The sequence below is a fragment of the Flavitalea antarctica genome, assembly GCF_054461535.1.
In genome coordinates, this window is sequence record NZ_JBTLQG010000005.1 from 21,041 (window position 1) to 33,555 (window position 12,515).

Annotated in this window: 12 protein-coding genes; 2 read left to right on the forward strand and 10 right to left on the reverse strand. The window is 39.6% G+C overall.

Going from position 1 to position 12,515, the window contains the following annotated elements; genetic code table 11:
- Positions 1 to 135: 135 nt before the first annotated feature.
- From ACX0G7_RS07065 to ACX0G7_RS07110, 10 genes are all read right to left on the reverse strand, one after another.
- Positions 136 to 1,158: a polysaccharide deacetylase family protein gene (locus ACX0G7_RS07065; RefSeq protein ID WP_458922735.1), complete on the reverse strand. Its 1,023-nt coding sequence runs from the start codon at positions 1,156 to 1,158 to the stop codon at positions 136 to 138.
- Positions 1,155 to 2,363: a glycosyltransferase family 2 protein gene (locus ACX0G7_RS07070; RefSeq protein ID WP_458922736.1), complete on the reverse strand. Its 1,209-nt coding sequence runs from the start codon at positions 2,361 to 2,363 to the stop codon at positions 1,155 to 1,157. The genes ACX0G7_RS07065 and ACX0G7_RS07070 overlap by 4 nt, the downstream gene beginning before the upstream one ends.
- Positions 2,363 to 3,115 (reverse strand): class I SAM-dependent methyltransferase, encoded by a 753-nt coding sequence (locus tag ACX0G7_RS07075; protein WP_458922737.1) that lies wholly within the window; start codon positions 3,113 to 3,115, stop codon positions 2,363 to 2,365. Before ACX0G7_RS07075 ends, ACX0G7_RS07070 begins: the two co-directional genes overlap by 1 nt.
- A 14-nt stretch (positions 3,116 to 3,129) precedes the next feature.
- The gene (locus tag ACX0G7_RS07080; protein ID WP_458922921.1) at positions 3,130 to 4,260 is read right to left on the reverse strand and encodes a glycosyltransferase; all 1,131 of its coding nucleotides are present in this window, start codon (positions 4,258 to 4,260) and stop codon (positions 3,130 to 3,132) included.
- Between the two features lie 31 nt (positions 4,261 to 4,291).
- Complete coding sequence (gene asnB, locus ACX0G7_RS07085; protein ID WP_458922738.1) at positions 4,292 to 6,196, reverse strand: asparagine synthase (glutamine-hydrolyzing); 1,905 nt, start codon at positions 6,194 to 6,196, stop codon at positions 4,292 to 4,294.
- Positions 6,197 to 6,202: 6 nt separating this feature from the next.
- Positions 6,203 to 7,105: a glycosyltransferase family 2 protein gene (locus tag ACX0G7_RS07090; protein WP_458922739.1), complete on the reverse strand. Its 903-nt coding sequence runs from the start codon at positions 7,103 to 7,105 to the stop codon at positions 6,203 to 6,205.
- A gap of 115 nt (positions 7,106 to 7,220) precedes the next feature.
- Positions 7,221 to 8,243, reverse strand: a complete 1,023-nt coding sequence (locus ACX0G7_RS07095; protein WP_458922740.1) for an endonuclease/exonuclease/phosphatase family protein — start codon at positions 8,241 to 8,243, stop codon at positions 7,221 to 7,223.
- A 297-nt stretch (positions 8,244 to 8,540) separates the two neighbouring features.
- Positions 8,541 to 9,683, reverse strand: coding sequence for a sugar transferase (locus ACX0G7_RS07100; RefSeq protein WP_458922741.1), 1,143 nt, complete (start codon positions 9,681 to 9,683; stop codon positions 8,541 to 8,543).
- Between the two features lie 43 nt (positions 9,684 to 9,726).
- A complete protein-coding gene (locus tag ACX0G7_RS07105) occupies positions 9,727 to 10,110 on the reverse strand; it encodes a response regulator (protein ID WP_458922742.1) in 384 nt (127 codons plus the stop codon).
- A gap of 373 nt (positions 10,111 to 10,483) precedes the next feature.
- Positions 10,484 to 11,536, reverse strand: coding sequence for a patatin-like phospholipase family protein (locus ACX0G7_RS07110; RefSeq protein WP_458922743.1), 1,053 nt, complete (start codon positions 11,534 to 11,536; stop codon positions 10,484 to 10,486).
- Between the two features lie 179 nt (positions 11,537 to 11,715).
- Between ACX0G7_RS07110 and ACX0G7_RS07115 the strand changes: the two genes are divergently transcribed.
- A complete protein-coding gene (locus tag ACX0G7_RS07115) occupies positions 11,716 to 11,910 on the forward strand; it encodes a hypothetical protein (protein WP_458922744.1) in 195 nt (64 codons plus the stop codon).
- On the forward strand, positions 11,907 to 12,425 hold the full coding sequence (locus tag ACX0G7_RS07120; RefSeq protein WP_458922745.1) for a hypothetical protein: 519 nt from the start codon (positions 11,907 to 11,909) through the stop codon (positions 12,423 to 12,425). Before ACX0G7_RS07115 ends, ACX0G7_RS07120 begins: the two co-directional genes overlap by 4 nt.
- Positions 12,426 to 12,515: the final 90 nt, after the last annotated feature.

The window sequence follows — 12,515 nt, forward strand, 5'->3', positions numbered from 1 at the left end:
TTTTTTAGTAACCATTTTGGTGCGATTAAACTTCAACTTACTCATAACGTTGACGGTTAAAGGCTTAGCGATTTATGTCAGGCGATCTTTTTAATGGTGCCTATGTAATCAGCGTCCACTTGTCTTTAAGAAATGTCAGATTCTTATAACCTTATTTGCTTTAACCAACTTTCGAATGAGCATCCAGAAAAGAAGTCCGTTTAGTTGTTTGCTAAGTGTAACCTGGGGCCTTTCTGCATTAAATCGATGCAAGACTTTATTTGTCAATTCATCATCCTGATTTTGTGTACCAAAGAAAAGATCGATCTGGATCTGCTTGGAAAGTTCTGTGAAAAATGATTGACTGATCCCCTGGTCAGTATGAGGAAAAGAAAACAGCGATAGTTTCTCAGGAAAGTTTTCGTTTATATAACTACAAGACCTCACAGTTTGAGAAATTGCTTCTTGCATCGAAAGTAATTGGTAATAGGGATGATCCCAGCTATGTCCACCAAGCTCAAATCCGTTGAGCGAGAGAAATTCCACCTGCTGTTTCGACATAAAGGGTTGATGGTTTACCAGGTACTCGTTAAAATCAACATCAAGTACTTCGCACAAATCGATCAATAGACTTTGGTTAAGGTTAGTAATTTTCTTCATGGCCGCGACAATTGCACTGGTGGTTGGGTCCGGAACCTGTAAAATATTTGAACATTGCCACACCACGGAGGGATTTGACTTTTGTTTTATCAGTGCCTCAATCAACAGACTGATTCCACAACGATAATACATTTCCTTATTATCAATAAATGCTGGATTAAGGAAAATAACGGCGGGAACTCCTTTCTCCAACAAAATAGGAGCAATAATCTCAGCAACTTCTCTAAATCCATCGTCAAAACTTAGCAGGAAAGAGTTCTTAGGCAAAGCTTTTTCGCCCTTAATATTTGCTAATAAAGCACCCGCGGTTATCGGTGTATAAGACTTTAGCAAATAATCCAAATCGCTGCGGAACTTTTTAATATTTTTATATGAATAGAGATGTTTAATATGTGGCAAGACTTCATCCGATACAACATGATGATAAGGATAAAGCGGTGAGGATGACACCATCCTTCTAAGTATAGAAGTGGGTAAAGCTGAACTTAATCCATAAAAGATTTGTTTTTTAAAATTCATTTCTTCAATAGATCTTCGATGTAAATGACTTCCACATGTTCGGTTTTCAAAAAGTTAGTCCTTGCTCTTTTAATCTTTATCAATGCTGAAACTTGTCTCATAATAACCAGCGGTATGTAGAGGAAAGCCTTATACATCCCTTTTTGCCTGGACTGTGTAAGTATTATTACGAGAAAACTGAGAATGTATGTTAATAGTACTCCCAGCCATGCAAGTGCAAAATAGGGATTAATTAACAGCCAAATGAGCGTGCAAATCACTGCAAGACTGATAGTTATAAACAAGGGCGGCCTAAGCGTAGAAAATGCAAAAAACAGCTGGTTAAACTTTTTTTGCTTTACTCCATCAACCAACAATTTCCAATTGATAGAAAAATATTTGAAATAAGTATAAAGCCACCGTGTTCGCTGCGTCTCTAAAGTGTTACCATCTTTAACTTTTTCATCATACACAATTGCGTCCTCAGCAAATGCAAGCTGAGGTATGCTCCTTATCAGATCCGCTTGCAGTTTTTTATCAAACCCACCCAACCCATCCTTATACATTACCTGACGGTAAAGACTGGTATTCACAGCAATACCCAGTCCCAGTATACTAGATGACAGTCCCAATTCCATTCTTGATTGCCTTTCTACAAAGGTATTATAGATATGACCTATAGAATCGAGTTTGGCGTATACTGTATCAGAATTTTTTGAAAGCATATGGGTTTGTACAGCCTGAAAACCGCGACGAAAATATTGATTTAGATTTTTCAGATAAGATGGATGCACGAGGTTATCCGAATCGAAAACTATCAAAGCATCATGTTGGCTTACAAAATGATCCACCGCATACTTTATGGACTGAATTTTGGCGTTTAGCGCCTCCGCAGGTCTCATTATTATTATCCGAGGATCTGGTGACTGAATCGTACTGATATCACAGTCATCAGCAATTATATAGGCTGTGAATTTTGAATACTCCTGTCTCATGAATGAGTCAATCAGGGGAGGCAAAAATCGTATATCCTGGTGAGCCGTTACTATGGCGGCAAAATCAAAGTCGCTTTCATAAACTATCGGGTATTTCTTTTTGAGAAGTTTAAGGCCTTTGGGGCTTACGGAATGCAGTAGCAAAAATATAGATGGAAGCAGCAAATAAACAAGAAGAATACCCTGAATAATCCAGAAAATGACCCAACCTATCATTATAAGTAACGACATCATTTATTAGCTTTTTCCCATACGGTAACAAATCCCCCCGTAAATTGATAGGGTAATTTCTCAGCAAGGTCGCAGTCCCACTTTTGCAAAAGTTTTATTTTTTTGGTAAAGAATGAGAATGGGAATACGTCTTCAATGAAATTTGTTTTACCAAAAGAAACAATTTTGAAATTGTTTTCAGCCGCGAGCCGTTCCAGTGAACTCTTTGTAAAAAACTGAATATGGGTAAGATCCTCCGCACTTGATTGAGCCGTGGTCCCTCGATATCCAAATGCAGATTTTATTTTTGTAACCACCCACCAAACTCTGTTGTTTTTTTTCTTCAACGCAATAACAGGTTTTGTCACAAAGAGTTCTCTTGGACCTTTTCCATTTGGAACTGTTACGATGAGTACCCCGTCTTGATGCAACACTTTATGGAGGACTCCGACTAGGGTGCCAGGCTCGTTCAGATGTTCAAGCACTTCACTACAAATTATAGCATGATACTGCATACCATCGGCGACTAGTTTCTCAGCGCTAACAACCTCAAACCGCACGTTTGGAAGCGTATTCAGTGACCTGGCCTTGGCAATTGTTTTTTCACTCACATCTATTCCTCTTACTTTTAGCCCTTTTTCACCAAGGCTTCTCGAGATGACTCCATTACCGCAACCAACATCCAAAACTTCCGCCCCGGAAGGAAGCCGAGTACCTAATACTTCGATGATAAAATTTAATCGTTTGACATCAGCAACTCTTATAAATTCCATTGTCGACTTTTATCTTAACTAGTTCTTGAAATTTGGGTGTATAAAGTTTCAATCTGCCTTGTCATGAAGGCTGCATTGTATTTATGACTTATAGTCTCCATTGCCTTCAGTGAAAACTCTGTTCGTAACTTTCGATCGCTACTTAATTTTAGTAATGCGGCCGTTAAATTAGTTACGAGGTTGTTTGTTTCTATCAGCAATCCATTTTCATTGTTCCTAATTATTTCCTTTGTGCCATCTACATTCGTTGCTATCACAGGCTTTCCCATGGCCATCGCTTCGAGTAGTCCAATTGGCAGGCCCTCCCACAAAGATGGTAAGACAAAGATATCTGCGGCTGCCAGCAAATCGGCAACATCTTGTCTGAATGGAAGCAGAGTGACTTTATCATGCAACCCCGACCTTTGAATGACATCACTGGCCATTCCCTTCTGATCACCATCCCCGACCATCAACAGATGCATTTCGGAATTGGACGTAACCGCCTTACGAAAAGCTTCAAACAGGCTCAACGGTTGTTTATGGGCCGTAAACCTCGCAATAAAGAGAACTAATACTTTAGCACGTCCGATATTTAGCTCCTCACGTATATTTTTATAAGATCTTGAAGGGTCAAATTTTCTTTGGTCGATCCCGTTATTTATAACGGTAGATTGAAATATTTTAAGAAATTTTTTACCAGACTCCTGATTAGATTGAGACACTGATATGTTCAAGGTGGATCGGTTCGTAAGATATTTTTCACCCCATATTCTCAGCTGCCGGACAAGCGGGTGCTGGTCCTGATGAAAGGACCATCCGTGTACCGTGTAAATTACGGGGATTTTTAAAGAGCGTGCTGCCCACAAAATATTACTATTAGCCCTGGTTCCATGAGCATGGATGATATCCACTCCGGTTCCGATGACAAATTTCTTTATTTGGTTCCATTTTCTGATATCGAAGGGCTTCTCAGTGAAGATAACATGTGCCGGGACTTTCAGTTTATCCAATCTCCCAATCATAGGGCCATCAGTAAATGACAAAACAATAGGTTCGAATTTTGAGCGATCAATATTTTCGACAAGACTCAGCAGATGAGATTCGCCACCGCCAATCTGACCTTGCCGGATACACTGCAACACTTTTATCTTTTGCGTTTTCACCAAATTATATGAATTAATTCCTCGCGGGAAGCTACAGTTTTTCAATCCAGCGATTATACCACAATTGAAAAATTAACACCTGCCAGAGCTTTTGATAGTTTACTTTTTTTCCATGCAAATACGCGTCACGCAGTTTTATAATAGGAGCGTAATTAAACACACCACTTTTTGAGAGATTCTCCTCATTAAGGTAATACTTCAATTGTTCCTTCAGATCGTCTTTAAACCAAATCATTAAAGGAGCAATAAATGGCCTCTTAGGCCTCTCCATCAATTCTTTTGGGATATATCGATGAACAACTTCCTTAAGCAACCACTTATTCACGCCGTTCCTGATTTTGAATGAAGAAGGAAGCAGTGCGAGGAACTCAACTAGGTTTTGATCAAGCATAGGTTCCCGACCTTCGAGTCCGACAGACATGGTTGCGCGGTCCACTTTAACCAGGTTATTGTCTACCAAAAATGTTTTATAATCCATTGCCAGTAACCGATTGGTTACCCCATCATTTTTAGCGAGTTTGTCGCCATCCTCAAAAAAAGTATGGTAGCTCTGATACGGCCTTCCCAGAAACGACTCCACTTCAGTCTCAGTGATATATTGACCAATATACTTCATAGCCTTCACCGGATCATGGCTGGCCCAGATCAGTTTCATCTTTTCATAACGGGTGCCAAAATTATATTGACTATTAAAAAAAGGGATATACTGAGGGTTAATCAGCGACATAGTCCCACTTAGCACGTTTTGCAATATGGTTGGAATATTCGATGTATATTTTTCCGCTTGATTAAATTTATTATAGCCTCCAAAAATCTCATCTCCGCCATCAGCGCTAAGTGCAACCTTTACTTGCTGTCGTGCTAATTTACTCACTAAGATTGTGGGGACTGTCGAGTTATCAGCAAAAGGTTCATCATATACTTCTGGAATAATTGATAGAACTTCCCCGGCTTCCTTTGCCGTGAGGTACCATTCTGTATGATTTGTGCCAAGGTAATCCGCTATTTTCTTTGCCTCCGGAGCTTCATTGAATTCACTTTCATGAAAGCCAATTGTAAATGTCTTTAACTTTTCTGTTCGCCCAGATTGAAGTAGTGCCGCAACGCTGGAACTATCATATCCACCGCTAAGAAAAATTCCTACAGGAACGTCTGCTACCATTCGGTATTCATATGCTTCATTTAATAACTTATCTGTATGAGCAATAGCTTCCTGATCAGATAAATCAATTTTTGGCTTGTTATAATAGTCAAAAACATCCCAGTATTTCGATATTGTTTGCTTCTTGTTGGTCAAATTAATAGTTAGCATATGACCTGGCAGTAACTTATAAGCATTTTTAAAGATGCAATGCTGACCAGGAATATAGCTATACTGTAAAAAAAGGGCTACGCTGTTTATATCAATATCCTTACGAAAACCTGGATGTTTATACAACGCTTTCAATTCTGAACCGAACAATAGCAGGTCACCTTCGCTGTAATAGTATAATGGTTTTACTCCTGCCCTGTCCCGGATAAGAATAACCTGCTGTTTCTGTTTATCATAGATTGCAATAGCAAACATGCCGATAAACTTCTGTACCACGTCCAATCCCCAGCGGGCATAACCGTTTAAGATCACTTCTGTATCTGTCCCGGAAGAAAATATGTAACCATCGTCCTCTAATTCCTTTTTTATTTGCCTGAAGTTGTAAATCTCTCCGTTGAAGTTCACCGTAAGGTTGTCACCTAAGTGCATCGGTTGATGACCCAAAGGCGACAAGTCAAGTATCGAAAGCCGTCTCTGACCGAATCCAATGGAAGCGTTGCGGGATTCGTAGATCTCATAACCGGCATCATCTGGCCCCCTGTGAACCATTGCATCTGTCATATCCTTCAATATCGAAATAGAGGTTGCCTTTCTATAATCAACGAATCCGGTGATGCCGCACATACAGTATTAATTAAATGTAATTCTAGGGTCGAAATGCCACATAATTCCTTTCCAAAATGAATGTAGGTGTGACCTTTGACCCCTGATGATAAATGTCAAAGTGTTTTTGGGTATTGTGATGCAGGTAAAATAAGAAAGAAAAATTAAATAGTTAAGTAAACTCATATTCCTTCTCATGAATAATATTCTATTTCTTGTAAGATAGAAAGTTTTTAAGGGGCTTGACTTTCCAGTTGTCATAGACTCTTTGTGATAAATAAGAGAATTAGGCTGAAAGTAAATTTTAAACCCGTTTCGTTTGATTTGCTCCGACCAGTCAAATTCCTCATAGTACAAAAAAAATAGCTCAGGCATCATGCCTACCTGCTCTATAACTTTTCTTGAAACAAGCATTGCTCCGCCGTGGACATAGTTAGTAGGGATAATCTTGTTGTACTGACCACAATCCTTCTCACGGCAACCTATCATGGCATTTCTGCCTGTAAAGACGTTCACACTTTGATAGCCAGCATATTCAATAATACCTTTGTTGAAAAAATAATGGAATTTTGGGCTGACCATCCCAACGTCAGCATGGTGCTCGAAAACTTCTAACAAACCCTCTATCAAATAAGGGGTGAATTCTGTATCATTATTCACTATGAAGAAATAATCGCCCTTTGCCTGTCGCATTCCGACGTTGTTTCCACCCGAAAAACCTAGATTTTCGCCAGTCAAAATCACTTTTACGCACGGCAAGACAGCACGTAAAGCATTTGTAGGATCATGGTTAGAACCATTGTCAACAATTATAACTTCCATATTTGGAAATGTACCATTGTCCACTATGGAACGCAAAAATTCACAAGTTATTTCAGTGGTGTTCCAGTTTATGGCAATTACTGAAACCAACGGAACATATTTATGCATCAATTGACGGTTAAGGCGGTGATATAAATGTAATATTCAACCGGCATATTATATAACACAATAGTTATTTATATTTCCCTGAACAAATCCATATAAATGGTATCCGCAACCGAAACTAGAGATCGAGATCAACTATTATTGGGTAGTGATCGGAATATGGAATTTTTGGCCGAAAATACTGAGAAATCGAAAATCTTTTGTCTGTTATCACATAGTCAAGTCTGAGTGTTGGTGAAATAAATCTAAACGTTCTACCAAATCCTGCACCTTTAGATAAAAAAGCATCGGTCAATCCCTCGGTAACTTTAAAATAAGTATATGAATTAGGCACATCACCCAGATTACCGCAAAGAATTATGGGATTTGGACTTACTTGAATTTGATGGCTCAAAACTTCTGCCTGAAGGGCCCTGTATTTATACGAAGTCCTTAACGTGTTAATGCTACTTTTTATCTTCGCTAAAGGATTTACTGTGTAGTCAGGAAGGTAGCCGGTAGTTGTAAATCGGGACGATTCTAGATGTACAGAAAAAACTCTTATCAATTGGCTATCGGTTTGTATGTCTGCATACATAAGTCCCTCGGAGTGCGGTGTACCTCCAAAACTAAATGAAGCTGTGTCTGAAATGGGATATTTAGACAAAATTGCCATACCAAATTTTGCCTCTCCATTCCAAATACTCGACGTGGGAAAGAAATAGTAGTATGTAAATCCCATTTGGGTTAACGACTTCAAGTTGCTTCGAAAGCGTCGGGACTGAAAAGGTTCAAAAAACTCCTGTAGGCAAATTACATCAGGCTGTTGTTCAAAGATCGCATCCATCATAAGATCGCGGTGACTATTCCGCTTATTAGTAAGTGCGTTCATCTCATCCCAGTTCAATACATTCCAAGTTAAAACTCGTAAACATCCATCTCTCTTAACAACATTAAATTGATTTTGAAGGCAATGAAATCCAAAAGTCACCGACAGCTGTTGAAAGCCAAACAACATCGTAACCAAAGGCAGTAAAAACCATTTTGACTTTTTCGACACCCAAGCCACTAAGCAGATGCAGAGCGATGTAAACAGAAAGGGAAAACCAAGCCCAAGAATTGAAATAAACCAGTATTCATCGGAACGCAGGTATGGCACCATACATGCGAGGAGGTACAATGCTATAAGAATATAATTAAAACAGAGAAAAATACGTTTTCCTGAAACTAAACGCTGCGGTATCAACTTAATTGGTATTGAAGATCAACTGGGTTCGACCTGGTAAAAAGTGGAGTCCTGGCAATATGAGTAGTTTGACGAAATCTTTTACAACGAAAACATTATAAGTCTCAGAAAATGGAGCAAATAACGGACCTTGATCGGCACAAAATTCACACTTTTATAATTAGCATTCATTATAAAAGACCCGTTCCAAAGTTTAATCCTCTACTATAGCAATTACACATTACTCTTTTGAAAAAGTGCTGCAGGGGTATTAGCAACTATCCAGAAATCATAAATTACACTGTTCTTTCGGGCATATGAGATGTCCAGATTAACCCTCTCTTCAACAGACATGTCGTTTCTCCCTCTTTTTTTAATCTGCCATAAACCGGTTATTCCTGCTGGAGCCATAAATCGCTCGACATGCTCGTTCGTCGTCAGAGTGCTGGCTTCATACAGGGGCAAGGGCCTGTTTCCAACTAATGACATGTCCCCTTTAAGAACGTTTATCAATTGCGGTAATTCATCAAAACTTGAATTTCTAAGAAACCTCCCGAATCTTGTAATTCTGGGATCGTTTTCAATTTTTATAAATTTTGCCTCGCCAGTATTGGCAACGCTATATTGATTTAGATGGTCAAACTCACCAATTCGTTTGTCAGCGCCTACAACCATGGTTCTAAATTTATAAAATTTGAAGATTTTAAAGCCACGTCCAGCCCGGAGTGAATGATAAATAATTGGACCTGGGCTGTCAATTTTTATCAACAAGGCTATTATCAGCAAAACAGGTAGACTACAAATTAAAATCATTAAGGAAAATACGATATCAATGAACCTTTTGAAAAGCATAGATCGATTTGAACTCCTCGTAACTTGTACGCTGGATGTTGCGTAATTCATTTTCTGAATGCTGAGCTTAACTTTTTTAAGGAAGCGAAGTTTCCTATTTAATGTATCCTGCGAAGTTGACAAACTAATTGTGTCATCTATCAAAGCGTTTTGTTTCAAATAGTTGATGTTCGCAGCTGTTAGCCTATAGTCATTGTAAAGAACGATTGCGCGCGAGCAGATTTTTCTCTCTAGAAGAAACTTTTGAAAATAATGTAGCGCATTTTTTTCAAATGGAAGGTCAATAATAATTACATCAGGATGCTGACTACGAGGTATTTGTTTGAAAAATTTTTCAGCTTCTGTTAACGACTCAACTAATGCTCCATTTTTGAAGACTTCGTCAAAAAGATGAGGAAGCTCTTCATTCTTACCCACGTAAACCAAGCCAAATGGCCCAGGTTCTGTGGATGTTTTTAGTCTAGGTTCAAATCTACGCCATGCAGAAGCATGCCTTACGGATCTTACGTAAAGGTCTTTATTCATTTTAGGGGGGGTGTTAAGCGAACTTCTTAGATAAGGTTGATAACTATGTTTTGTCCATGGACTTTGCTTCAGGTATTTTGTTTACGTAATCAATTAATTGCTGAGGGCTAAATGGTTTCTGAAATATCTGGTCAAGGTATTCATGAAAGGCTAAATTTTTTTCCACAGACACTTGTGAGCTCAATGAGATCAGTGTGCAGTCAGTATATAAGCGGCTGTTTCGTACATGGTGAATAAATTCAAATCCTTCCTCGTAGTCGTGGTCGGCATCGATGATTATGACATCAACCGAGCCACGATTTTTCAGTACTTGCATTCCAAAAACAGCGTTTGGTACTGTAATTACGGTATGTCTTGGTGACAAAACAGTTTCTATTAAAAAGTTCATCGCCTTCAAAGGGTTAACACTTAAAATGACCTTCTTCATAATTACATGTTGAGATATTCACACGAGTCAAACCTCACGTAATCACGGAAATGGACATAAAACTGAATCAGGTAAATTACCTTGAGCAAGAGATCATTCAGCGGATGATGGAAAACGGTCGTATTAGGGTTTGTCAGAGGAAAGCGGGGAATAACAGCTAATCAGGGGCCAAAAGAATATTAATGGCTCTAAAGTAATTGCTTTTTTACTATTTCCAAACATTTAATAAAAAAAAATAGATAGATTTTTAAATTGTTGCAGCGATCTCAGGAAAATTATTCCGGTTTCAGACTCTCATTAAGTCAAAACTGTCTAGTATAGCCGAAATAAATTTCCCATTCTAGTTCGCATGGATCGGCGGGGGATTTATTCCCTACCCCACAATCTCGCAAACCTTGTTCAGCACTGCTTCGTTCTCCTTCACAAATGTTTCAGCGACCTTGACTAAACTTTTTATGTTTTTTTCGGAAGCGTTGTCCATTTCACTTATCTCGGTGGGGATCTGGAAGTCGAGGCGCTGATATCTTGGACTGCCGTTTTCGTAGGGCGGCAACAAATATTTCATGGTATAGTGTGTGCTTTCGGCGACACTACGCATGAACACATTGGCGAGTAAGGGTTCGAACCAATCCTTGTTCCGGTAATTTTTTACCTCTGAACCTTTGATGGCGTTTTGAGTGAATCCCGTGCCCAGCGATAACAGGTAAAAAGGCAGATCATTATCATCTGCTGTTACGACCGCATCAAATCCCCGGTCTGCCTCTGCCAATGACGGATCAGCAACCAGCATTTGCTTCCACAGTTCTTTTGCTTCACTATAAGCCAGTATGGAAGGATTATTCGCAAACACTCCCCCGTCTACAAAAGCCAGGTCAGTTTCCTTATCATATTTCAAAAGGTTTGGTTTGAAATAAGTTGGTGCAGCGGAAGTGGAACGGGCCACTTCCCTGAGTTTAAAATTCTCGCGCTCGTCTTTCGCTGCAAGCCTCGAAGAAAAGTAGAACGGCTTACCTTTTTCAATATCATAAGTGGTGACCAACACGTTAGACAATGCATCCTTCAACCTGGCTTCACCAAAATACCTGTCAAGCAGTGCTTCCATATCCCCGGCATCATAAGGCCTGTCAAACAATTTTGCTGACACCCAGCTTAACAAATCCTTTGGGCGGTCAGAAAAAATATCCTTGCCGAACTTTACATAAAGTTCAAGCATCTGCTCAGCACTGAATGAGTTCTGAAAATTACTTTCATGTTTCGTAAGCCCGACGGAAATAATGCCGCCCGTCGACGTACCAGCGATCAGATCAAATAAACTGGAAATAGGCTTGCCGGTATTTTCTTCGATGTATTTGAGTATAATGCAGGGAATTATTCCGCGTATTCCACCTCCGTCGATGGATAGTACTTTGAATTTAGGGCTGGTCATCAGTAAAGAGTTTTGTACATACAAATTAGGATTTTTTTGAATTACAATTTGATCTGTTTGAGCATGCGCTCCGGGCACCACCAGGAAGCCAGTAAGTTGCAAACCCAACGATTATATTACAGCCTTTATCACAACAAGCAATGCCCATCACTTATATTACACCCCTTAAATCAAAAGCAATGACCAACGCCTATATTACACCCCATAAACCACAAGCAATGACCAAAGCCTATATTACACCCCATAAACCACAAGCAATGACCTACGCCTATATTACATCCCATAAACCACAAGCAATGACCATCGCTTATATTACACCCCTTAAACCACAATCAATGAGCGGCCCTTATATAAATGTCAATGTCAACCAATGAGCAGCCGGCTAAAAATAACAGTGCATCTTATCCTTATACTCGTCTTGTTGCAGGGTCCTCATGCACAAAGCCAGGAACGGCATAAACATACATTGTACATCGATGCCTCCACACGCGGGCCGGTTTATTCGGTTAATTATGACCGCATATTCTACTATGGCGAAAAATTATCCTATTCCTACAGAATTGGCTTTCACTGGCTGCACAACGAAGCTGGTATCCCTTTGGGCATCAGCCTGATCACGGGCAAACAGGAACATCATGCCGAGTTCAGCCTTACGCTAACACCATACATCAAACGCGTTGATTACTTATTCAGGGAGGGGAACATTTCAGACAAATACCTTTACATCACGCCCGGTATTGGATACCGTTACCAAAAACCCACAGGTGGCCTCTTCGTAAAAGCGCTTCTTGCACCACTTATATTGCTTGACCCTCCTTCGGACGACTTCTGGAACATGGATACCAGGCTAAATTCGTTATTCACCATTGGTGCCGGTTATACATTCTGAATTGTGCCAGGTAGTTTTCACAGGGACGCATACACGACCAGGGGTCCAGTGCAGGATTAAATCATCAAAGATTAATATCACGAAAGTTGC

Excerpts from the sequence above, each read along its gene's own strand:
- ACX0G7_RS07065 (WP_458922735.1), bottom strand. The coding sequence starts at position 1,158 with ATGAATTTTAAAAAACAAATCTTTTATGGATTAAGTTCAGCTTTACCC.
- ACX0G7_RS07070 (WP_458922736.1), bottom strand. The coding sequence starts at position 2,363 with ATGTCGTTACTTATAATGATAGGTTGGGTCATTTTCTGGATTATTCAG.
- ACX0G7_RS07075 (WP_458922737.1), bottom strand. The coding sequence starts at position 3,115 with ATGGAATTTATAAGAGTTGCTGATGTCAAACGATTAAATTTTATCATC.
- asnB (WP_458922738.1), bottom strand. The coding sequence starts at position 6,196 with ATGTGCGGCATCACCGGATTCGTTGATTATAGAAAGGCAACCTCTATT.
- ACX0G7_RS07090 (WP_458922739.1), bottom strand. The coding sequence starts at position 7,105 with ATGCATAAATATGTTCCGTTGGTTTCAGTAATTGCCATAAACTGGAAC.
- ACX0G7_RS07095 (WP_458922740.1), bottom strand. The coding sequence starts at position 8,243 with ATGGTGCCATACCTGCGTTCCGATGAATACTGGTTTATTTCAATTCTT.
- ACX0G7_RS07100 (WP_458922741.1), bottom strand. The coding sequence starts at position 9,683 with ATGAATAAAGACCTTTACGTAAGATCCGTAAGGCATGCTTCTGCATGG.
- ACX0G7_RS07105 (WP_458922742.1), bottom strand. The coding sequence starts at position 10,110 with ATGAAGAAGGTCATTTTAAGTGTTAACCCTTTGAAGGCGATGAACTTT.
- ACX0G7_RS07110 (WP_458922743.1), bottom strand. The coding sequence starts at position 11,536 with ATGACCAGCCCTAAATTCAAAGTACTATCCATCGACGGAGGTGGAATA.
- ACX0G7_RS07115 (WP_458922744.1), top strand. The coding sequence starts at position 11,716 with ATGACCAACGCCTATATTACACCCCATAAACCACAAGCAATGACCAAA.
- ACX0G7_RS07120 (WP_458922745.1), top strand. The coding sequence starts at position 11,907 with ATGAGCAGCCGGCTAAAAATAACAGTGCATCTTATCCTTATACTCGTC.